At 72.6% G+C, this 20,481-nt stretch carries 20 protein-coding genes; 9 read left to right on the top strand and 11 right to left on the bottom strand.

Going from position 1 to position 20,481, the window contains the following annotated elements; all coding sequences use genetic code 11:
- The 3 genes from AC6EXY_RS26575 to AC6EXY_RS26565 all read right to left on the bottom strand — a co-directional run.
- Nucleotides 1-185: beta-ketoacyl synthase N-terminal-like domain-containing protein (locus tag AC6EXY_RS26575; RefSeq protein WP_499818398.1), on the bottom strand; the 185-nt coding region annotated here is incomplete at its 3' end.
- Between the two features lie 825 nt (nt 186-1,010).
- A complete protein-coding gene (locus AC6EXY_RS26570) occupies nt 1,011-1,589 on the bottom strand; it encodes a GNAT family N-acetyltransferase (RefSeq protein WP_101833453.1) in 579 nt (192 codons plus the stop codon).
- On the bottom strand, nt 1,586-3,112 hold the full coding sequence (locus AC6EXY_RS26565; RefSeq protein WP_499842425.1) for an NsdA family TPR-like regulatory protein: 1,527 nt from the start codon (nt 3,110-3,112) through the stop codon (nt 1,586-1,588). Before AC6EXY_RS26565 ends, AC6EXY_RS26570 begins: the two co-directional genes overlap by 4 nt.
- Nucleotides 3,113-3,443: 331 nt before the next feature.
- Between AC6EXY_RS26565 and AC6EXY_RS26560 the strand changes: the two genes are divergently transcribed.
- A complete protein-coding gene (locus AC6EXY_RS26560; RefSeq protein WP_499842424.1) occupies nt 3,444-3,647 on the top strand; it encodes a hypothetical protein in 204 nt (67 codons plus the stop codon).
- A gap of 650 nt (nt 3,648-4,297) precedes the next feature.
- On the opposite strand, the gene AC6EXY_RS26555 is transcribed toward AC6EXY_RS26560, so the two are convergent.
- A complete protein-coding gene (locus AC6EXY_RS26555) occupies nt 4,298-5,692 on the bottom strand; it encodes an MFS transporter (RefSeq protein ID WP_499818397.1) in 1,395 nt (464 codons plus the stop codon).
- On the opposite strand from AC6EXY_RS26555, the gene AC6EXY_RS26550 reads away from it, so the two are divergent.
- From AC6EXY_RS26550 to AC6EXY_RS26540, 3 genes are all read left to right on the top strand, one after another.
- Nucleotides 5,586-5,894 carry a hypothetical protein gene (locus AC6EXY_RS26550; protein ID WP_480014877.1) on the top strand — a complete coding sequence of 103 codons (309 nt, stop codon included), beginning with the start codon at nt 5,586-5,588 and terminating at the stop codon, nt 5,892-5,894. The two genes, AC6EXY_RS26555 and AC6EXY_RS26550, sit on opposite strands and share 107 nt — an antisense overlap.
- Nucleotides 5,895-6,106: 212 nt before the next feature.
- Nucleotides 6,107-6,724, top strand: a complete 618-nt coding sequence (locus AC6EXY_RS26545) for a TetR family transcriptional regulator (RefSeq protein WP_101835546.1) — start codon at nt 6,107-6,109, stop codon at nt 6,722-6,724.
- Nucleotides 6,725-6,938: 214 nt separating this feature from the next.
- A complete protein-coding gene (locus AC6EXY_RS26540) occupies nt 6,939-9,245 on the top strand; it encodes an acyl-CoA dehydrogenase family protein (protein WP_101835544.1) in 2,307 nt (768 codons plus the stop codon).
- Between the two features lie 619 nt (nt 9,246-9,864).
- Here the strand turns inward: AC6EXY_RS26540 and AC6EXY_RS26535 are convergent.
- From AC6EXY_RS26535 to AC6EXY_RS26520, 4 genes are all read right to left on the bottom strand, one after another.
- The gene (locus AC6EXY_RS26535) at nt 9,865-10,998 is read right to left on the bottom strand and encodes a methyltransferase domain-containing protein (RefSeq protein ID WP_101835551.1); all 1,134 of its coding nucleotides are present in this window, start codon (nt 10,996-10,998) and stop codon (nt 9,865-9,867) included.
- Nucleotides 10,998-11,849 carry a radical SAM/SPASM domain-containing protein gene (locus AC6EXY_RS26530; protein WP_101835542.1) on the bottom strand — a complete coding sequence of 284 codons (852 nt, stop codon included), beginning with the start codon at nt 11,847-11,849 and terminating at the stop codon, nt 10,998-11,000. Before AC6EXY_RS26530 ends, AC6EXY_RS26535 begins: the two co-directional genes overlap by 1 nt.
- A gap of 20 nt (nt 11,850-11,869) precedes the next feature.
- Nucleotides 11,870-12,277, bottom strand: coding sequence for a hypothetical protein (locus tag AC6EXY_RS26525; RefSeq protein ID WP_101835540.1), 408 nt, complete (start codon nt 12,275-12,277; stop codon nt 11,870-11,872).
- Between the two features lie 147 nt (nt 12,278-12,424).
- Complete coding sequence (locus AC6EXY_RS26520; RefSeq protein ID WP_101835538.1) at nt 12,425-12,727, bottom strand: hypothetical protein; 303 nt, start codon at nt 12,725-12,727, stop codon at nt 12,425-12,427.
- A gap of 144 nt (nt 12,728-12,871) precedes the next feature.
- Here AC6EXY_RS26520 and AC6EXY_RS26515 point away from each other — a divergent pair, with 144 nt between their 5' ends.
- Complete coding sequence (locus AC6EXY_RS26515) at nt 12,872-14,179, top strand: hypothetical protein (RefSeq protein ID WP_499818395.1); 1,308 nt, start codon at nt 12,872-12,874, stop codon at nt 14,177-14,179.
- A 48-nt stretch (nt 14,180-14,227) separates the two neighbouring features.
- Nucleotides 14,228-14,539 (top strand): hypothetical protein, encoded by a 312-nt coding sequence (locus tag AC6EXY_RS26510; RefSeq protein ID WP_243408083.1) that lies wholly within the window; start codon nt 14,228-14,230, stop codon nt 14,537-14,539.
- 388 nt (nt 14,540-14,927) lie between these two features.
- Here AC6EXY_RS26510 and AC6EXY_RS26505 read toward each other — a convergent pair whose 3' ends face one another.
- Entirely contained in the window at nt 14,928-15,206 is a 279-nt protein-coding gene (locus AC6EXY_RS26505) for a hypothetical protein (RefSeq protein ID WP_101835534.1), read from the bottom strand.
- 134 nt (nt 15,207-15,340) lie between these two features.
- Nucleotides 15,341-16,309: an SDR family NAD(P)-dependent oxidoreductase gene (locus AC6EXY_RS26500; RefSeq protein WP_243408082.1), complete on the bottom strand. Its 969-nt coding sequence runs from the start codon at nt 16,307-16,309 to the stop codon at nt 15,341-15,343.
- A 188-nt stretch (nt 16,310-16,497) separates the two neighbouring features.
- On the opposite strand from AC6EXY_RS26500, the gene AC6EXY_RS26495 reads away from it, so the two are divergent.
- From AC6EXY_RS26495 to AC6EXY_RS26485, 3 genes are all read left to right on the top strand, one after another.
- Entirely contained in the window at nt 16,498-17,316 is an 819-nt protein-coding gene (locus AC6EXY_RS26495; RefSeq protein WP_499818394.1) for a PaaX family transcriptional regulator, read from the top strand.
- A gap of 103 nt (nt 17,317-17,419) precedes the next feature.
- Nucleotides 17,420-18,499 carry a TIGR03617 family F420-dependent LLM class oxidoreductase gene (locus tag AC6EXY_RS26490; protein ID WP_101835529.1) on the top strand — a complete coding sequence of 360 codons (1,080 nt, stop codon included), beginning with the start codon at nt 17,420-17,422 and terminating at the stop codon, nt 18,497-18,499.
- The gene (locus AC6EXY_RS26485) at nt 18,496-19,356 is read left to right on the top strand and encodes an enoyl-CoA hydratase/isomerase family protein (RefSeq protein WP_101835527.1); all 861 of its coding nucleotides are present in this window, start codon (nt 18,496-18,498) and stop codon (nt 19,354-19,356) included. Before AC6EXY_RS26490 ends, AC6EXY_RS26485 begins: the two co-directional genes overlap by 4 nt.
- An 8-nt stretch (nt 19,357-19,364) precedes the next feature.
- On the opposite strand, the gene AC6EXY_RS26480 is transcribed toward AC6EXY_RS26485, so the two are convergent.
- A complete protein-coding gene (locus AC6EXY_RS26480) occupies nt 19,365-20,237 on the bottom strand; it encodes an FkbM family methyltransferase (protein ID WP_243408081.1) in 873 nt (290 codons plus the stop codon).
- Between the last annotated feature and the right edge of the window lie 244 nt (nt 20,238-20,481).

Below are 20,481 nucleotides of genomic sequence, written 5' to 3'. Positions count from 1 at the left end.
ACCCCCACCACGAACCCACCCCGACGCGTATACGCCGTCCCCGCATGATCCGGATCCGGATGAAAAAGCCCCGCCAGATCCCACCCCCGATCCACCGGCAACCCACCCGTCACATCCCGACCCGCCCCCACCACCTCCCACAACGCCTCCGGCGAATCCACCCCACCCGCCAACCGACACCCCATCCCCACCACCACCACCGGATCATCGACACCACCAGGCTCCAGCCGACCGCGGCCGCCGGCACGCCCGTGCTGGTCGGCGTGTGGGTGCTGGTCGGCGCGTGCGTGCGCGTCGTCGGGGCCGAGCAGTTCGGTCCGCAGGTGCTCGACGAGCGCCGCGGGGGAGGGCTGATCGAAGAAGAGCGTGGCGGCCAGCCGGACGCCGGTGGCCGCGGTGAGGGCCGCGCGCAGCTGGTCAGCGCGGTGCCGGTAGACACCGAGGCGCCGCCATGGGGCATGCGGGTCGCGGCGGGCGGCGTGTCCGTCCTGGCCGGTCACCGCGGTGAGCTCGGCGACCAGGAGGTCGACCAGGAGGTCGCCGCGCGCCGCCGGTGACAGGGCGCCCAGCCGCTCGCGCCAGGCTCGTGACCGATCCTCGGCGTCCCGAGGTAACTGATTCCGCCGAGGCGCATCCTGGCTCATTCGATATTCTCCCGACACGAGATACCCGCAACGACCGGTAATCGGACTAATGCGCATCCGTATGAGCTGGAGGCTCATTCCGTTGGCGTTTCGCTGCAGGTGCATCGGGAACGCCGGACGAGGTGGTGCGCAAAACCTTCAATGCTGACGAAGGTGGTTTCCCGGGAAGGGTATGGAGTGCCGGAGTCACGGCGCAACCAGTGCTGAACGCCCATTTACACCATGGAGCTACCCCTGGCTGTCGGTGAGCAACGCCCGGTCTGGATGAACCGGCAGGTAGGGTGCCCTGCCGGCGCCGCCTGACCGCTTCGTTCACATCTGCCCCATGCGGGCGGTATCCGACAGTCGGCGGGCGGGGCCAGGAGGTCAGCGATCGGTGCCGCGGGGGGACAGGCGGGTTCGGGCGACGGACCAGTCGGCCCGGCTGATCGCGTAGACGGCGTGCTCCGCGCCGTGCAGCGCCTGCAGCCGGGTCCGGGTCATGCCAAGTCGCCGCGCGACGCGCACCGACGCGATGTTCGCCGGCAGGATCACCGAGACGATCTCCGTGAGGTCGGGGCGCTCGGCGAGCACCCAGTCGATCGCGGCGGCGGCCGCCTCCCGGGCGTAGCCGCGACCCCACCGGTCACGGCGGAGGAACCAGACGACCTCGATGCCGGGCCAGCCCGGTTCCGTCCACAGGCCGGCGCGGCCGACGAGGTCACCCGTCGGCCGCTCCACCACCGCCCAGGGCCCCACCCCGGTCAGCGCCCAGCAGCCGATGTTCGCGGCCATGGCATGCCAGACACCGTCCGGGTCGTGCCACCCTCCGATGTGGCGGGTGAACTCGGGATCCGACCAGATCTCCACGAAGCCGGGCACGTCGCCGTTGGCGAGTGGCCGCAGCAGCAGGCGATCCGTCGTGAGTGTTGGAATTGTGCTTCCAGTGACTTTCGTCGTGATCACACGGTTCCGCCGGCCGGCAACGTGCGGCACGCCTCGAGATACGACGCGACCGCGGGAAGGCGATGATGCGTCGGCGAAAAGGACGACGCGCACTGCCGCAGCCTCGCCTTCACAGTATGCGTCAGCGCGTCGGGTGCCGTCGAGATGACGCCCATCGCGACGCGGGCCGCCTCCTCGGGTTCCGGATCCGGACCGACGAGGTAGGACGAGGCGTACGACATGACGGCGTGCTGGGATTCCTCGACGGTGAAGTCGCTGCCTTTCCGTCGGTATCCCGCGACGGCGATCGGTGCCCATTCCTGGACCATGTCGGCGTCGTCCAGAGAGATTGCCACCCCGGATCGGAACATGGCGACGGCGGCCGGTCCGACGGGTGTCTCACCGGGCATCGGTGCCATCGAGCAGGACGCTGCCTCCATCCGGTTCAGCGCGGCCCTGGCGTTGTCGTGATCGCCCATCTTGGCGTACGCGCGAGCTTCGTAGGCGGCGATTCTCGCGTCCATGTACGGGTGCCGGACGTGCCGCACGATGCTGAGCGCCGCGACCGCCTGTCGGTACCGCTGCGTGTGATAGGCGACCGAGCTCTGCAACGCGGCGACCGACATGATGAGAACCGGCTCGCCGATCTCGTGCGCATATGTTCCGGCCAGTCCGGCGAATCGGCGGGCGGATCGGAAGTCATTCGTGTTGAAAGCCAGCCGACCCAGGAAGTAGGTGAGCTGACCGCCGAGCAGCGTGACCCGGGTCCGGGTGCCCGCCGACATGCGGCCGTCGAGAATCGACTCGATCTGTTTCCAGCGGCCGGCCACCTCACCGAGCAGGGCGAGGTGCGGGGCCGAGCCGTAGACCTGGGCGATCTCGTCGACGTCGGACTCCAGCTCGTCGAGCGTGCGGTCCGAGGCGCTCCCGGTCTCGATGCGCTGGCGGGTGGAGGCCGCCAGCGCCGACAGGGCCGGCAGTGCTGGTATTGCAGCGAACTCTCGCCGGTTCGTGGAAACCACCTCTTGGTCTATCGTCCGTACATCATTGGACACAACGATTCCCTGGGCGGCGGGTACATACTCGTCCGTGGGTCTTCTCATCGGCGGTACGACGCCGAGGCGTCGTGCCCGCTTCTCGCGGTCCGCGGCGTCGCGGAGCCGTCGAATAGCCCCCCCGCAGGGGAGAACGACATCCAGGGCGTCGGAGAGGTCGGGTGAGGGAACTTCCCTTCCGTTGACCGCCCGCGAAACCTGCTGCCGTTTGAATCCTGTCCTCTCCGCCAGCCGGCTGATGTTGGTGGCGTTGTCTTCGATCAGGGACTGGAGCATGGTTGCCAGCTCGTCCAGTGCATCATTGCGTTGCCGTTCAGCCTCCACCGTGAACCTCCCAGCCGCATCCTTGTCGGAGGGTGCAACGAGCCGTTGCGGGACAAGCACCCATATGTTGCACTCTGTCGCCGAGCTGCGGCGAAGTGTGTCATGACTCGAGCCCGCCGCCCACCCGGGCCACCCGGGTGAGTACCGCGAGAGTGCCCCCGGCATTGCCGGCGATCCGGGCACATTGTTTCGAGGAGGTTTCGTGACACCACCGAGCCCTTCGGCAGGAATACCGAAGCCCGTATCCGCTCCCCTCGAGAGTGAAGAGGTTGCCAACGCCACATCGCGTTGCCCGGGCGAAGGACTTTCGGCCCCGACCGGCCCGGTGACTCCCCGGGAAGTGGGGGACATCCCGACAAATCCGGCACACGGCGGCGGTGGGACGGGACCTTGGTCCCGGTATCGACGGCGTCCCGACGTCCGCTCAACGGTCTGCCTACCGACCGGTCGTGCCCCCCATCCCACCCCCGTTCGGGTACCCCCGAGGGCCCTCCCGGTGCGTCGACCCGGCCGGCACTGGACCGCGCCGCGTCCGCCGCGGCCGCTCGACTTCTCCATCGCGGTGCTCGATGCCGACGGTGGTGTGGTGGAGATCCTCGTGGGTTGGGCGACGGCGCGTGCGGCCGAGGACCACGCCCGAACACTCGGCGGAGTCGAGAGCTATCGCATCGTGCCCTGTCGGTCCGTCACGGTGTGCTGAGCGACAGGGCTTCGTCTCGGTGGGTGGCAGCGCCAGCGCCCATCGAGGTCCGCGGCCGGGTGCTCCGCAGGGCACCCCTGGAGCACCCGGCCGCGCCAGAGCCCGTTTCGACCAACTCGGGCAGCCGCAGGGCGCATGGACATGGCCCGATCTGACTACGTGGGCCCCCGTTCGCGGGTAGTCAAGCCGCGCGGAGCCCGCGGCGGCGGCCCGGCCCCCGGCCCTGGGTCACGCACGGGCCGTCCGTACCCTGCGGTTCAGGCCGTTTGCCTGCTGACCAGACTCTGGCCGTTCATGTGCCGTTCGCCCGGGAAATGCCGTCCGGCCGCCGAATGGGCAGGTCCGTTGTCCAGATATCGGGAATGGGATTCGGTCGTGTTGACCCCATTGATGGGACGTGGTCTGTCGGTGTCGCCGGCGCGGCGCGTCGGACCGGGAAAGAGACGCGGCGCGTCAGGGCGTGACGCCCACGAGGCGCGCCGAAGTCCTCACCGTCGCGGCAAAGGAGTGCCCGCCGCACGCCGTTGATCGTCCCGAACTCGAGCGGCGCAGTGTCGCACGCCGCAATGGACCGGTCCACCGATATCGAGCTTGTCGCGCAGGGGCCGCACGCGGCCCGTTGTTCCGTTGGAGGTGCGATGTGATCGTGGTCAGTCGAGGCCGGCCCGCTGGTTGCCACCCGCGGTCGCCGCCGTCGCGGCGTCGGCCGCCGGCGCCGAGGAGACCGCGGCGGATCCGGCTGGGGTGGGACCGGCGGTGACGGCGGCGCTCGTCGCCCCGGCCCCGGCGGTGGTGAGGCTGGTGGTGGCGGGGCGGGCGGACGCGGGCGCCGGTTCGACGTGGACGTACCGCGAGCCGCGCAACAGGGAGGCCAGCGCCGCGATCAGGGACATGCCGATCGCCAGGGTGAAGACGATGACCAGGCCGTGGTGGAACGGCGAGGCGATCAGATGCGGGAAGAACTGCCTGCCGGTGAGGTCCTGGGCGTCCGCCGGCGGAAGGCCGCGAAGGGTGTCGTCGCCGAGCAGGTTGCGCATCCGGTTGTAGCCGAGGAAGGCGGCGAACAGGCTGCCGACCGGCGGCAGGCCGGCCACCCGGTCGGTCACGTCCGCGGGTACGTGGTGGGCGGCCAGGCCGCTGCGCAGCGAGGACGGCAGGCTCGAGGCCAGTCCGGCGATCATCATCGAGAAGAACAACCCGATCGAGAGCACCTGCCCCGAGTTCATGAACGTCGCGCGCATCCCGGAGGCGCCGCCGCGGGAGGCGGCGGGCACCGCGTTCATCACCGCCGTCGTGTTCGGGGCGGAGAACAGCCCGGAGCCGACGCCGTTGAGCACGAGCAGCGCCGCGAACGCCGGGTAGCTGAAGTTCGTCGGCAGCAGGAGCAGCCCGAGGAAGCTGCCGGCGACGAGCAGCAGGCCGCCGGTGGCGAACGCGCGGGCGCCGAAGCGGTCGGACAGGAAGCCGGACACGGGCCCGGCGACGAGGAAGCCGATCGTCAGCGGCAGCAGGTAGACGCCGGCCCACAGGGGTGTGTCGACGTAGTCGTAGCCGTGCAGCGGCAGCCAGATGCCCTGCAGCCAGATGATGAGCATGAACTGCATGCCGCCGCGGGCGATCGAGGACAGCAGCACCGCGGCGTTGCCGGCGCTGAACGCGCGGATCCGGAACAGCACGAGGTTGAACATGGGCTGCCCGACCCGCCGTTCGATCTGCAGGAACGCGGCGAGCACGGCGGCACCGCCGACGAGCGCGCCGAGCACCTTCGGGTTCGTCCAGCCCATGTCGTGACCGCCGTAGGGCTGGATGCCGTAGGTGACACCCGCCAGCAGCGCGGTCAGCCCGATCGCGAAGGTGATGTTGCCCCACCAGTCGATGCGGGCGGCGACCTGGTTGATGCCCAGCGCCATCCCGCGCTGACGGGTGGGGAAGGCGTCGGTGAGGATCGCCGTCGAGTTCGCCATCAGCATCGCCCCGCCCACGCCCTGCACCACCCGCCAGGCGATCAGCCACAGCGCCCCCGCCGACCCCCGCCACGGCGTCAGCGCCAGTCCGATCGACGCGACGCTGAACAGCCGCCGGGTGCCCGACCCGGCCTGCCGTGCGCTTCTGGGCGACGCGATGCGCGCGCTCGCCGAGGTGCCGGCCCTGGTCGGGTGCCTGCGAGCTGGCCAGGACCAAGCCGCGGCCCGCGGGCCGGCCAGGGCCGAGCCGTGGGCCCGCGGGTCCACGGGGACCGGCGGGTGACGTATTCAGGCCGGTAGGCGGGTGGATGTCGCACGGGCGCCAAGGCGCCGGCGGGGAGCCTTTCACCAGGTGTCGTAATGCGTGCGGCCGGCGGATGCGGCGCAGGTCTCACGAAATGCCGCGAACCCTCCGGTAAGATGCAGCCTGTGGTCCCCTGGCCGGGGTCGCGCCAGGGCCGTGCCAGGGCCGTGCCGACGATGCGGAGGCAGTAGGTGCCCGCCACAGCGAGCGCAGGACGTCCCAGGTCGCGGCGGGCGCGCGGTTCGATCAGCGCTGACGGCATTCTCTCCGGAGCGTTCGAGTTCTGTCGCAGCATGCCCGGCGAACAGCTGAGCATGCCGCGCCTCGCGGCTTTCCTGGATGTCGGCGTCACGAGCATCTACTGGTATTACAAGAGCAAGCAGGAACTCCTCGACGCGATGGCCGAGCGGGCGCTTGGCACCTTTTACCGAAGTGTGGCCCCGCTGCGGGGTGATCGGTGGGAGGATGTCCTGAGCGGATTCTTCGTCGATGTCTACTCCCGGCTCGCGGCGGACGTGGTGACCCGTGAGTTCGTCCTCGGGCGTATCGGCGGCCCGGCCTTCCGCCAGGAGGCCGCTCGCTGGCCGCGGGCGACCGAGCTCCTCGAACGGCTGGGCCGCGCCGGCTTCCCGACCGGGATGGCCTGGCACGCCTTCCAGACCCTGGTCAACTTCGCCCGAGGCTCCCTGCTCGCCGAGCGCGCCGGCGACACCGACCCCGCGTCGGAGTTCACCGTCGGCGTGAACGCCATCGTGCTCGGCTTCCGCCACCTGCTCGCCGCCGAACTGCGCGAGCACGCCGCCGCCTGACCGCCCCGCCCTGGACCGCGTGGTCGCGGGTCGAGGGTGCGTCGATGCCGCATGCCTTACGGTGGGTCTGTCCGGCATGAGGCCGGATGTCCGCGTCCGGCGGGGGCGCAGGTAGGTCTACCTCGCCTGCGACCCGGCCCTAGTGTCGACGCTGCGGGCGCAGGCGCCAGGCGGGCATCTCCCGCCGGCGCGCCGCCCGCGGGAGGGAGTTCCCATGCCTCTGGCGATCAGTGACGATCACAGGGCTCTCGCCGAGGTGGTGCGCGACTTCGCCGACAGCCACGATCTGCGCGCGGGCGCGCGGCGGGCGCTCGGCGCGGGACCCGAGCTCGCCGGGCAGACAGACGTCCGGAAGACGGGCGCCGAGCTCGGGCCGGAGTGGAAGCAGATCGCGGCGCTCGGCTGGCTCGGCCTGCATCTGCCGGAGGAGCACGGCGGGTCCGGGTTCGGCCTGCCGGAACTGGCGATCGTCGCCGAGGGGCTCGGCGGCCAGGTCGCGGCCGGCCCGTTCCTGCCCACCGTCGTCGCCGCCGCGGTCATCGCGCAAGTCGGCACCCACGCGCAGCGGACCGCCCTGCTACCGGGTCTCGCGGACGGCACCGTGGTCGCCTCCCTCGCGCTCGTCGCCTCCCTCACGCCGGCCGCCGCGGGAGGAGCACACGAGCCGGGCGCGCCCGGCGGCCCTGCTCCGAAGGTGTCCGGCCCCGCTCCGGAGGTGTCCGGCGGCCCTGCTCCGGAGGTGTCCGGCGGCACAGTGCCGGGGGTGCTGCACGGCACCGTACCGGCGGCACTCGGCGGGGTCTGGGCCGGTGTCCACCTGGTCCCGGTCGGCGATGACCTGATGGTCGTGTCGGCCGGCGCGGAGGGTCTCGCCGTGCGCGGGCTGGGGTCCCTCGACCCGTCCCTCGGACTTGTCGCACTCGATTTCGATCGGGTCGTGCCGCAGGCCACCGGCCTGCTGCGCGGCGGGGTGGCGGTGGCGACCCGGGTGCTGCGCACGCTCGCCGCGGCGGAGGCGGCCGGCGGCTCCCGGGCGGCGCTGACCATGGCCCTGGAGTACGCCAAGGTGCGCCAGCAGTTCGGCCGGATCATCGGCGGGTTCCAGGCCGTCAAGCACCATCTGGCGAACATGCTGGTCGCGACGGAGAGCGCGACCGCCGCCGCCTGGGACGCCGCCCGCGCGCCCGCCGGCGAGACCGAGGCGGACCTCGCCGCGGCGATCGCCGCCACGGTCGCGCTGCCCGCCTACCAGCGCACCGCCCGGATGAACATCCAGATCCACGGCGGCATCGGCTTCACCTGGGAGCACGACGCGCATCTCTACCTGCGCCGGGCCGCGGTGCTGGCGGCGATCGCCGGCCCGGTCGAGGCGGCCGAGCAGGACGTGCTGGCGCTCAGCCAGGCTGGGGTGCGCCGTGCGTTCGCCGTCGAACTGCCCCCGCAGGCGCAGGAGTACCGGCGTGAGGCGCGCGCGTTCGTCGAAAGGTTCCACGCCACCCCCGAGGCTGAGCGCCGGGTCCTGCTCGCCGACAGCGGCTACCTGGTGCCGCACTGGAAGCGGCCGTGGGGGCGCGAGGCCGGCCCCGCCGAGCAGCTCGTCATCGAGGAGGAGTTCGCCGGCATCGACGTGCCGGACCTCAGCATCGGCGGCTGGGTGCTGCTGACCATCACCCAGCACGGCTCCACCGAGCAGATCGAGCGCTGGCTCACGCCGAGCCTGCACGGCGAGCTCGTCTGGTGCCAGCTGTTCAGCGAGCCGGGCGCCGGCTCCGACGCGGCCGGGGTGCAGACCCGGGCCGAGCGGGTGGAGGGCGGCTGGCGGATCAACGGCCAGAAGGTCTGGACCTCCGGTGCGCACCTGTGCAACCGCGGCCTGGCCACGGTGCGCACCGACCCCGACGCCGCCAAGCACCGCGGTATCACCACGATGGGCATCGACCTGACAGCCCCCGGCGTCGACGTGCGGCCGCTGCGGGAGATCACCGGCCACGCCCAGTTCAACGAGGTCTTCTTCGATGACGTGTTCGTCCCGGACGCCGATGTCGTCGGCGAGGTCAACGCCGGCTGGACGGTGGCGCGTGCCACCCTCGGCAACGAGCGGGTGACGCTCGGAGGCGGCAGTGTCGGGGAGGAGGCCCGCTCGGCGGGGATCCTGCTCGACCTGCTCGCCCGGCACGCCCCCGACGACGTCGACCTGGGCCGCCGCGTGGGCCGCCTCGTCGCGGCCGAGCAGACGGCGGGCCTGCTCAACCTGCGCCAGATCGTGCGGGCGGTCGCGGGCGGCGAGCCGTCGCCGGAGGGCAACATCAGCAAGCTGCTCGGCGCCGAGCACGCCCAGCGCGTCACCGAACTCGGCATGACCATCGCCGGTGTCGCCGGGGTGACCGGCGAGGAGGCGGCGCTCACCCACCAGTACCTTCTGGCCCGGGGCCTGACCATCGCCGGCGGCACCTCCGAGGTCAGCCGCAACGTGATCGCCGAGCGCATCCTCGGCCTGCCCCGCGAGCCCGGCCTGCGCTGACCGGGCAGGCCGCTGATCGCGCCGCCGCGTTCCGCCGCGGCGATCTGCTGCCAGATCGACTCGGGTAGACGGCGCTGGGAGGGCTCCGACCCGTTGAGCACGAGCTCGACATAGCCGGCGCTGCGGCGCGCCATGCCGGCTCGGTGCGGCGTCCACTCGCCGTCGGCGCCGCCGAGCGAGTCCAGCTCGTGGTCACGGATTGCGACGGCGAGCTGGACCCATGCCCCGCCGGGCATGGTCAGCTCATGCTCGTCGCCGGCGAACTGGTAGCGGATCACGATGTCGCCGCCGCGCCGGCCGAACGTGACGGCGGGCGCGACGGCGGTGGACCTCCAGGACATGATTATTCTCCGTGGTAGCGCCTGCCCGCCCGGCGTAGGGGCAGCAGACGGGCAGGCCGATCAGGGGATGTCCCCGCCCGCGGCCGACCGTGCCGCGGGCGGGGACTGTGGGGGCCTGCCGCGCCGCGCCGCGCCGCGGGGCAGGTGCCGCGTGGTACCCGCGGGGCAGGCCAGTCAGGGGGTGAGCCCGCCCGCAGCGGGTAGAGACGCGCGAACGGATCACCGCGCTGCGGGCGGACGTAGGGGCCTGCCCGCCGGTTGCGACGGGGGCAGGCCGGTCAGGGGAGCGGCGCGGCAGGGATGGTCGCCGTCCAGTCGCCATAGGTGAGGCGGAGGCTGCCGTCGTCGCCGATCCGCACGGTGGCGCCGAGCCATGGGGCGTACCCGCGGCGGAGCCAGTCATCGCGGACCTCGTCGAGCATGTCCCAGAGGCGGCGCGGTCCGCCCTGGTGGACGGTGGGCGGCTCGGCGCCGACGGCGGTGGCCCGCGCCCAGGACCCATCCGGATGGGCCATGATCGCGGTGTGCTGGCCGTCCGGTTCCCGCCGGTAGCGATGCTGGACGCCCGGGGCGGCCAGGGAGAACAGGGAGGAGAGCTCCCACGCCTCCGCGATGTGAAGGACCGGATAGCGTCCGGTGCCGACGTGCTCGCCGTCGCGCACGTCCAGATCGTCGGACTCGACGAGCGTGGGTGGGTAGTCGTCGCCGGTGCGGGTGTTCATGAACCCGGCGGGCTCGAACTCGACCATGCCTACGAAGCCGTGTGGGGTGCTGGTCGCGGTCACGACCATGTGGGTGCCGCTGATCGTGGTGACCAGCCGTCCGCCGGGGCGGAGTGCGGCCAGCCAGCTCGGTGGGATGAACGGCACCGACACCATGGACACGATCCGGTCGTATAGGCCGGGCAGGGGCCCGGTCGCGTCCACGGTCAGGGCGGTGGGGTGCAGGTCGAGGGCGGCGAGGCGTTCCGCGGCGGCGGCGACCAGATACGGGTCAACATCGATCGTCGTGACGCGCTCGTCGCCGAAGCGGCGCGAGAGCAGCGCCGTCCCGTAGCCCGACCCGGTGCCAACGTCGAGGATGTCCAGGCCCTCCCCCAACCTGCCATGCCGGTACATGGTCAGGGCCAGCGCCGGCATGGTGGCCGAGGACGTCGGCCGACCCTCCGCCACCTCGCCGTCGGCAGCCTGGTCGACGTGGCGGGCACCGACGCGGGTGACGAGCGACCGGTGGGCGGCGTACGCGTCGGCGATCGGCCCGCGGCGCGGCGTCCACCCGTCGGCGGTGCGCGCCCACCAGGCGGGAACCAGCTCATGCCGCGGCGTGTCGGCGACGACTTGATGCCAGCGGGAGCCGGGATGGGTGATCTCATCGGCTAGGACGCGGGCCTGGTCCCGCCACGACCCGGTCATCAGTTCGGGTCCGGCTCCGGGTCGGTCGGCCCGCACGGTTTGGTGTCGCTGTCCGGCCCGCACCCGTCGGTGATGCGGCCCGGCCGGATGGCGTCCAAGCGGGCCACCTGCCCGGCGAACGCCGCCCCGGCGAGAATCTCCGCCAGCGTCTGAACCCGCACGTTGCCGGCGGGCGCACGGCGGCTGAACACGCACGGTGTGACGATTCCCTCCGGGCTGATGGCCGCGCGGCCGTGACCGCAGCGACCGCAGGTGCCCGCCTCGCCCGGGTCGTCGAGAGTGCCGGCGCGACCGACCGGACGCACCTCGTCGCGGGTGATGGTGCGCACGCCGAGAGCCAGCAGGGCGGAATGCGCCTGATCAACGGCCGTGCTGTCGCCGGTGCCGACAATGTTGACCCGCAGCGGGATCTCTCGGCGCAGAACCTCGATGATGGTCGCCCGGGTGAGCGCGTACGAACCCGTCCTACCCGTGATGCGGTCGTGCTCGGCCGGGTCGGCGGCGTAGTAGCTCGTGGCGATGCTCACGCCGGGGCGCATCAGCGTCGGCCACAACCGGTCGGGCACCCGCACAAGGTTGGAGTAGATCTCCACCGTCAGGCCGGCGTCGAGCGCGCGGCCGACGAGGTCCGGCAGCGCCGGGTGCAACGTCGGCTCACCGCCGATCATCGTGACCTGCTCGACCCCGAGCTCGGCGGCGGCGTCGATGACGGCGAACCAGTCGACGGTCTTCATCGTGCCGTGGTCACCGGTCGGCCCGGCCGACGCGTAGCAGTGAGTGCATGTGAGATTGCAGCGGCCAGTGAGCTCCAGCCATAGCCGCTGCATCCGTGGCGGCGCGAGGGTGGTCATGTGTCCTCCGTCCTGGGCGGTCAGAGGGCCGCGAGGGCAGCCGGGACGTCGACGGCGGGGCTGGCGGCCAGCAGGGCGGCCCGCGCCACCCTCTGCTCCGCGGTCAGCGCCTCCACTCCGCGGTACGTCTCGGTGATGCGCACCCGCATCACCTCCAGGAACAGCGCGGACACCTTGCCGGCCTGGTCGTACAGCTCCGCCATCTGCTGCTCGCTGGGCAGCGTCGCCCCGCGGAGCACGGTGGCCATCCTGGACAGCAGGGGCACCAGGGCCGCCACGGTCATGCCGGCGGTCTGCTGGTAGGTGCCGCAGGCCACGCGGAGCGCACGGTCCTGATCCTCGGACAGCCCCAGCTCGGCGGCGGCGACCTCCCGGCCGAACAGGTTCGCCGGCACCGCGCCGGCCATGATCCGATCGAACGTCGTCATGTGATCTCCAGGTTGGATGGGATGCCGCCCTACCCGCGGCGGGCCGCACGCTCCGACCTGGAGCGGCGAGTCGCGTGGTGCGGCACCATGCCGCGGGTAGGGGGCGCTGTGAGGCCGCCCGGCTCGGGGGGTGCCGGGCAGCCGGTCTCAGGTGCCGGCGGGCAGATGGACGAGGTGCAGCGGGATCACCACGGCGTCCGCGAGGCCGGAGAACCGGGCGACGTGCGTCTCCGCGGCGGCGGGCGTGCCCCAGGCGCCGTGGATCTCCGGGTCCCCGGTGGCCCACCGGACCAGTACCGCGTAGAGGATCAGCGTCCCCTCCACGATCTGGTCCTCGGCGAGCCCGGTCCAGACCACGCGGGCGGGGAGGAGCTCCCGGCGTGACGGCGCTGGCACGCCGGGCCTGTCTCCCCGCCCGGTGATCTCCACCGGCCCGGAGTGGGACTCCATCAGGCGTACCTCCCCGTCGTGGCCGGCTGACCTGCCGGTAGACACATGACACACTGCGAAACACATCCCGCACAGTCCGCGAACTGTTCGCCCGCGCGGTAACAATCGCTACCGCCCGGGATGCCGGTAGGAGGGGAGCCCACCGTGCAGACTGGTCCCGACATCCGCTCGGCACGCCAGCGGTACGTCACCTACGCGGATGATCTGGTCAAACGGCGAGACGAGAACAACACCAGCCTCGGACGGAAGATCCTCGCCGACCGGAACACCGTCGGGGCCGCGCTGCGCTGCGAGCAGCACGGCAAACCCCACAACCTCCCGACCCGGGAGATCGTGGCCGCGCTGGACCAGGCGCTCGGCGCGGACGGGGTCCTGATCTGCCTGTGGCAGGACGCTGTGATGGAGCACACCGGCATCGAGATCAAACTCTATGGCGGTGGACGGCCCGACATCCCATGGCGGACAGTGGACGTAGAAGAGGGGGTGGGTCCCACGAACCGACGCGAGCTCTTCGAGGCGGGCGGCCTCACGGCCGCCTCCGTCCTTGCTGTCACCAGCGGAGTAACGGAACAGCTCTCCAACGCCAAACCGAACATCAGCAAGGTCGCTGCGGCCGAGGACGCCCTCGCCACCCTCGACCGGGACATGTGGGCGGTCCATCCCGCCGAGCTCATAGCCCCTGCGTTTGTGGCCTATCGCGATGTGGAGGGGATGCTCGGCGGCCGGCTGAAGGCCCGGTATGTCCACCGCCTCACCCTCCTCGCCGGCCAGCTCGCCGCCGGCCTGTCGACCGTCTGCCGCTACGGCGGGGAGGACCGGCTCGCCCGCGAGTTCATCGGCCTCGCCGAGGAGCACGCCGACGACGTCCAGGAGCCGGCGCTGATCGCCCGCGTCGCCGGGCTGCATTCCTGTATCGCGTTCAATGCCAGCCAGTGGGGGCTTGCCGCCGAAACCGCCGCCCGTGCGCTTGCTGTCGGCGAGCCGGAGCAACGCGCCCGGTTCGCCGGCTACACAGCGCGTGCCAATGCGGCGGCCGGGTACCGGTCCCGTGCCGCCGAAGCCCTGGAGATCATGAAGGCGAGCAAGCGCGACGCGGTCGCCCGAGGGGTGTGGGACGACGCCGAGGAGCATCTCGGGATCGCCGAGTGGGCAGCGCACACTCCTGGCGAGGGGCGGACGGCGATCCGCCATGGCGAACTCGCCGCTGAAACTGCGGTGCACGACACGATGGGCGTCGCCCTCGCGCACATGCTGATCGGCTACGGCCACCTCGACGGGGAACGGGCCGCACCTGACGCCGCCGCTCAGGAGGCGCTGGCCGCGCTCGACACCGTCCGAGCCGTGCCAAACGCCACCGTGACCGCGCGGGTCCAGACGCTGCACCGCAGGCTCGCGCGGTGGCCCCGGGATCCGCTGGTCCAGGAGCTGGGCCGCCGGGTCGCCGCCGTCTGACCCCAGCGTGCCGGTTACAGATCCGGCACGCTTGCTCCCCGTCCGCGCATGGCGGGCTACCCTCCCGGCATGGTCTGGAACAAGCGCGGGAACACGGATGGCGGCGCCTCATCCGGCCGTGGCGGCACGAAACGCGGCGGCAGGGACCCGGTCGTCCGCGACGACAGCGACCGGGACAAGAAGAAGCGGGGCGGCAGCACCGGCGACACCCCGGTCGAGTTCGGCGAGTGCTCGGCCTGCAACGGCAAGGGCAAAGTCGAGACCAGGACGGCCGAGCGGGACGAGGACGGCGCGTTCGATGGCGCGGCGGTGACGGACTGCACGGCGTGCGGCGGCGAGGGAAGGGTCAAGAAGAAATGACCACTCCGGAGCCGCAGGGCGAGCGGCGCATGGTGACGGCGCTGCACGTGACGGCCTGCAACAAGTGCCGGCGTGCACGCGGAGCCGCACTCGCCGGCGCACGGGGACCGCGGCCATCGCGGCAGGACGGGTCGGGCCGCTGTCCACACGGCAAAGTGGATCGGTCGGTGTGGGCGCCCGGCCATGGCCCGGATGCGGACCGCCCCGACGAGCCGCCCGCAGCACCGGACGATCCGGAGGAGCGCCGCGAAGGCCCGATCTGAGCCACCGGCACCGTCGGAGTGTCACCGCGCGGGAGGTCTGATCCCGGGCATGCCGAAAGCGCCCCCGGCCACCCGCGTGAGATGCGGGTGGCCGGGGGCGCGCTGGCGTCTGGGGTCGAGCCGGATCAGCCCTTCGGAACGACAGTCCCGCCCAGCCGCTGGGCGACGGTCTCGGCGGTCACCGGGAACGCGGTCTGCCCGTCGCCGCCGGTGTAGCCGTCGAGGTCGACAGCCCAGCCGGGTCCGGTCACATGCCACTCCTGGTCGGAGGACGGTTTCGTCGGCCACGGGGTGCCGGTCCACACGTACACGCGGATCTGCTCGCGGGCACCACCCACCGACGGCCCTATCTCCCCGTTCGCATACCGGTTACCCTGCGCGTCGGTGTGCCGGCCGTCCTGCAACGGTGACGGGTCACCGCCAGCCTGGCGGATCAGATCCGTCGGGTTCGGCGCGGCGAACGGCGGTGCCGCGGACTGTTGGACGTCGCCGTTCGCGACCTCGCCGCACGCGGTCCGGGTGCCTGCGCGGACGGCGGCTAGTCGCCGCGCAGCCAGCCGCGTCGGCCGAGTTCGGGATGCAACAGGTCATCACTCCAGAGCAGCTGCCCGTTGGTCGTCGCCGGGTCGGCCAGCGCCGCCCGCAGCGTCGCCTCGGCGAACGACTCCGGGCTCGCCCAGTCGGTCTCCTCGGCGCCGGTCCCCAGGGTGCCGGGGGTGAGGACGGGTTCCGACGGCGCGAGCGCGTTGACCGCGATCCCGTACGCCTGCGCCTCGACGGCGACGCAGGACGTCAGGTGGTGCAGCGCCGCCTTGTTGCCGCCGTAGGCGATCGGGCCGGGCGACCCCGGCTTCGCGTAGGGGCCCTCGCCCGGCATGAACGCCGCGTACGAGCTGATGGTGACGATCGCCCCGCCGCCGCGCTCGATCATGTCCGGCAGCGTGAGCTGCATGAGCCGGTAGGACGCGAACAGCCCGATCTCGAAGTGCATCCGGAAGCCCTTGAGCGGGAAGTTCACGAACGACGCCCAGTCTCCGGTGGCCTTCGCCCGCTTCGCGGTGGCGGTGCTGTCGGCGGCGGTGCTGTTCGCGGCGTCGTTGCTGGTCGCGCTGGCGGTGCTGTTCGCGGTGGCGTTGCCGGTGGCGGCGCGGGCGGCCGACGGGCGGCCGGGCACGGTGAGGGCGGCGTTGTTGATCAGGATGTCGACCGGGCCGAGGCGGTCGTGCGTGACCTCGACGACCCGCTCGACGTCCTCGGGTCGGGCGAGGTCCGCGGGGACGGCCACCGCCCGGCCACCGGTGCTCTCGATCTCGTCGACCACCTCGTGGACGGTGCCGGGCAGGCGCTCGTTCCACTGCGCCTCGGTGCGGGCGACGACGGCCACCGCGGCGCCCTCCCGGGCGAAGGCGAGCGCGATCGCCCGGCCGAGCCCACGGCTGGCGCCGGTGACGATGGCCGTGCGACCGGCGAGCCGAGCACCGGCCACTGGTTCGCCTGCGGCGCTCACGCGGCGACCGCCGTCGGCGGGCGACGGGCGTGGAGGTGTGCGGCCGGGGCGTGCCCGGCCCGTCCGTGCGGAAGGTCCATGTCGGGTTTGTAGGCGGGCCGACGTCTGTGGGTCAAACCACACCCTGCGCGCTCTACACTGCGGCCATGCCGGTCGAAGGCACCCCGGGGGCCTCTGCGCAGAGCTGGGTGCCGCTGCTGATCGGTACCGCCCTGCCCGCCCGTCCCTACGTGGCGGGCGCCGGAATCGTCGAGGTGCTCGCCACCGCCGGCTACGCGCCCGGGGCGAGCCGGGTCGCGCTGTCGCGGCTGTGCGCGGAGGGCTCCCTCGAACGGCGTCGCGACGGTCGGCACACCAGCTACCGGCTCAGCAGGCAGATGGCCGAGACCGTCGCCTCGGTGGGGGCCCGGGTGGAACGGTTCGGCCACGCGGGTGACTGGAACGGCTCGTGGACGATCGTGCTCGCCTCCGTCCCCGACGAGCTGCGCTCGGCGCGGCGTCGGCTGAGCGCGGCGCTGGCCTTCCTCGGGTTCGGCCGCCTGCGGGAGGGGACCTGGATCGCGGCCCGTACCTGCGAGGACGAGGTCACCGAACTCGTCGCGCGGCTGGAGCTCAGCGCGCTGGTCGACGTCTTCGTCGGCCGCCCGGCCGGGGTCGCCGACGTCGACACGCTGCTGCGGCGCTGCTGGGACCTGGACTCGCTCACCCGGCGCTACCAGGACTTCGTCGACCGCTTCGCCGACCTGCGCCCACAGCCGGCCCGCGCGGCGCTCCCGCCGCCCGACGTGCTGCGCTGGTGGCTGCGGGTCATCCACGACTACCGCGAGCTGGTACACCGGGATCCCGAGCTGCCGCCGCGCTCGCTGCCCCCCGCCGCCCGCGCGCTGCGGGCCGAGGTCGTGCAGACCTACGCCGTCGTCCACGGCGGCCTGCGGGCTCCGGCGCGTGCGCAGGTCCGCGCCGCGCTCGGGATCAACGCCGTGCGCGCGTCCGTCGGTGTGGGCTGACCCGCGCGGCGTCCGGACGGATAACGGTTGATGGCCGCAGCGGCTGGCTTCTGTTAGCTTTCGTCCGACGGTCATGGGACCGGCGGGGGGAGAGGTGGCGCGGATGCGGATCGACGGGTTCCTCGGCGGCCTGGAGCAGGCGGCCGGCACGGCCCGCGCCGCGCAGGACGTCGGATACGACGGCGTCTGGGCGACGGAGGTCAACCAGGATCCGTTCCTCCCGCTGAGCCTCGCCGCGGCGGCGACGTCCACCATCCAGATCGGCACGTCGATCGCGGTGGCGCTGTCGCGCTCGCCGATGTCGCTCGCCTACACCGCGCACGACCTGGCCCGCTTCAGCGGCGGCCGACTGGTGCTGGGGCTCGGCTCGCAGGTGCGGGCGCACGTCACCCGCCGGTTCTCCATGCCGTGGGGCCGGCCCGGCCCGCAGCTGCGCGAGTTCGTCCTGGCGATGCGCGCGGCATGGTCGAGCTGGGCGGATGGGACACCGCTCGCCTTCGAGGGCGAGTACTACCAGCACACGCTCATGCCGCCGACCTTCGTCCCGGTGCCGAACCCGGCCGGGCCGCCGCCGGTGTGGCTCGCCGCTGTCGGCGAGGTGATGTGCCGGGTGGCGGGCGAGGTCGCCGACGGCATGATCTGCCACGGTTTCAGCACGCCGAGGTGGCTGCGCGAGCGGACGCTTCCCGCCCTCGCCGAGGGGCGTCGCCGAGCCGGGGCGCAGGACGGGTTCGCCGGCTTCGAGGTCGTCGCCCACCCCTTCGTCGTCACCGGCACGGACGAGGAGATGGCCGCGGGGCTGGCTGCGGTGCGCCGCCGGATCTCCTTCTACGGGTCGACGCCCGCCTACCGCGCGGTGCTGGACCTGCACGGCTGGGGCGAGCTGGGCACCGAGCTCACCGCGCTGTCCAGACAGAACCGGTGGGCCGAGATGGCGGCGCTGGTCGGCGATGAGGTCGTCGACGCCTTCACCGTCGTCGCGGCCCCGCGGGAGCTGGCAGCTCGGCTCGCCGACCGCTACGGCGGGCTCGTGACCCGCCTGTCGTTCACCCCGCCCGCGTCGCTCGACCGCGACGCGAGCCACGGGCTGATCAGCGAGCTGCGGGCCATCCCGGCCCTCGGCGCGCAGCATGACCCGACGCGGGCCGCCGCGCCCGAGCCGAACCCCGGAGGTGCCCGATGACGTCTGCGGACGCGAACGTGGACGCGAAGGTGGACGCGGCGCAGGCCGTGGACCTGGTGCAGCGGGAGGTCGTCGAGGACGGCGTGACGCTGCTGCGGCTCAACCGGCCCGCGCGGCTCAATGCCATCACCGGGGCACTGCTGGTCGCGCTGCACCGGCGCCTCGACGAGATCGAGGCGGACCGCTCCTGCCGGGTGGTGATCCTCACCGGCGCCGGGCGGGGCTTCTGCGCGGGCGCCGACCTGCGCGGCGGGGACCCGGGGGTGGCCGAGCCGTTCGAGCCGCGACCCGGCACGGTCGGCATCTTCCAGCTCCAGGAGCTGTTCTCCAGCGTCGCCACGCGGCTGCGGGCGCTGTCCCAGCCGGTGATCGCCGCCGTCAACGGGCCGGCCACCGGCGGCGGGCTGGTGTTCACCCTGGGCTGCGACATCCGCTTCGCCGCGGCGTCGGCGCGCTTCTCCGCCGCGTTCGTCCGCGTCGGGCTCTCCGGCAGCGATATGGGCACGGCGTGGCTGCTCAACCGGATTGTCGGCGCCGGACGGGCGCATGAGCTGATGCTGACCGGCCGGATCATCGACGCCCACGAGGCGCAGCGCATCGGCCTCGTCCTCGAGGCGGTGTCGGACGACGCGCTGCTTGACCGGGCGCTGGTGACCGCGCGGCAGATCCTCGCCAACTCGCCGTTCGGCGTGAAGCTGACCAAGCAGAGCATGTGGTCGGCGCTGGAGATCCCCGGCCTGGAGGCGGCGATCAACCTGGACAACCGCACCCAGGTGCTGACCTGCTCGACCGCCGACAACGGCGAGGCCGTCGCCGCCTACCTGGAACGCCGCGAGCCCCGCTGGACGGATTCCTGAGCCCGCCGTCAGACGCGCAGCAGGGACGGGTCGGCCGCGGAGAAGTAGTTGGCGACGTAGGGGCGCACGGGGGAGGCGCCCAGGTGGGCCTGCTCGGCGGCGGGGTCGACCGGGCCGACCAGCGTGCCGGTCGCCTCGTCATGGCGGAAGGTCCGGTAGCCGTGGATGGCGAGGGACTCGAACACCTCGGCGGGCGTGCCGCCCTCCCCGACCAGAGGATCCTCGCTGATCTCGAAGCAGAGGACGCCGATGCGGTGGCCCGCCAGCAGGCCGGCGGCGCCGGTGAACACGTGGCGCTCGAAACCCTCCACGTCCACCTTGCACAGCGCCACCCGCTCGACACCCTCCCGCTCGGCGAAGGCGTCGAGCGTCACCGCCTCGACCTCGACCGACGCGCTCGGACGGACCGCCGCGCCGTCGTAGCCGTACATGGGATGCGCGCCGAGCGAGTTCCAGCCGCAGGCCGGGTCGTCGAAGACGTGCATCGTCGCCGTGCCCGGGGCGTCGGTGACGGCCGCGCGCACCACGTGCACGTCCAGGCACCGGTTGAGCGCGAGCGTCTGGGCGAGCCGGTCGGCGGTGGCGGGCACCGCCTCGAAGGCGAACACCCGCCCGGCCGCGCCGCTGCGCCGCCGGGCGTGGACGCTGTAGACGCCGAGGTTGGCGCCGACGTCGAACACCACGTCGCCGCCGCGCAGCAGCCGGTCCATCAGGGTGAACGCGGGCCGGTCGCCGGGGCGGCGCATGAGGGAGCGCAGCCGGTCCCGCTCGCCGGCGGGGATGAGCAGGGCGATGCCGTACTCGTCCTCGACGACGACCGCGCCGCCGCGCACGGTGCCGACGGCCACCCGGGCCCGCCAGGCCGCATCCTTTGCCGCCACCACACTTCCGCGCAGCCGCGCATTGCGGCGCAGTGTGGCTCTGGCCTGGTCGGCTATGCGTGTGGCTAATTCGACGCCGGGCACTAATCCACCCCCGTGGACATGGATTTCCAGGGAATCGCTGCCGTGCGTGGGCAGCCTAGGCCCGCCGGCGGGATCCTGTCAGTCCTCTTATGCCTGTGATCTGAATCACATCACGTATGCGGGTGTCTGGGAGGCGTTCCCGGGGATTGCGCCTCCGCAG

Source organism: Frankia sp. RB5 (assembly GCF_059816245.1).
This window is presented reverse-complemented; position numbering and strand designations above follow the sequence as displayed.

Coding starts and splice junctions, on each gene's coding strand:
- AC6EXY_RS26565 (WP_499842425.1), bottom strand. CDS start 3,112: ATGCCGGGGGCACTCTCGCGGTACTCACCCGGGTGGCCCGGGTGGGCG.
- AC6EXY_RS26540 (WP_101835544.1), top strand. CDS start 6,939: ATGCCTCTGGCGATCAGTGACGATCACAGGGCTCTCGCCGAGGTGGTG.
- AC6EXY_RS26535 (WP_101835551.1), bottom strand. CDS start 10,998: ATGACCGGGTCGTGGCGGGACCAGGCCCGCGTCCTAGCCGATGAGATC.
- AC6EXY_RS26530 (WP_101835542.1), bottom strand. CDS start 11,849: ATGACCACCCTCGCGCCGCCACGGATGCAGCGGCTATGGCTGGAGCTC.
- AC6EXY_RS26525 (WP_101835540.1), bottom strand. CDS start 12,277: ATGACGACGTTCGATCGGATCATGGCCGGCGCGGTGCCGGCGAACCTG.
- AC6EXY_RS26520 (WP_101835538.1), bottom strand. CDS start 12,727: ATGGAGTCCCACTCCGGGCCGGTGGAGATCACCGGGCGGGGAGACAGG.
- AC6EXY_RS26510 (WP_243408083.1), top strand. CDS start 14,228: ATGGCGGGCTACCCTCCCGGCATGGTCTGGAACAAGCGCGGGAACACG.
- AC6EXY_RS26490 (WP_101835529.1), top strand. CDS start 17,420: ATGCGGATCGACGGGTTCCTCGGCGGCCTGGAGCAGGCGGCCGGCACG.
- AC6EXY_RS26485 (WP_101835527.1), top strand. CDS start 18,496: ATGACGTCTGCGGACGCGAACGTGGACGCGAAGGTGGACGCGGCGCAG.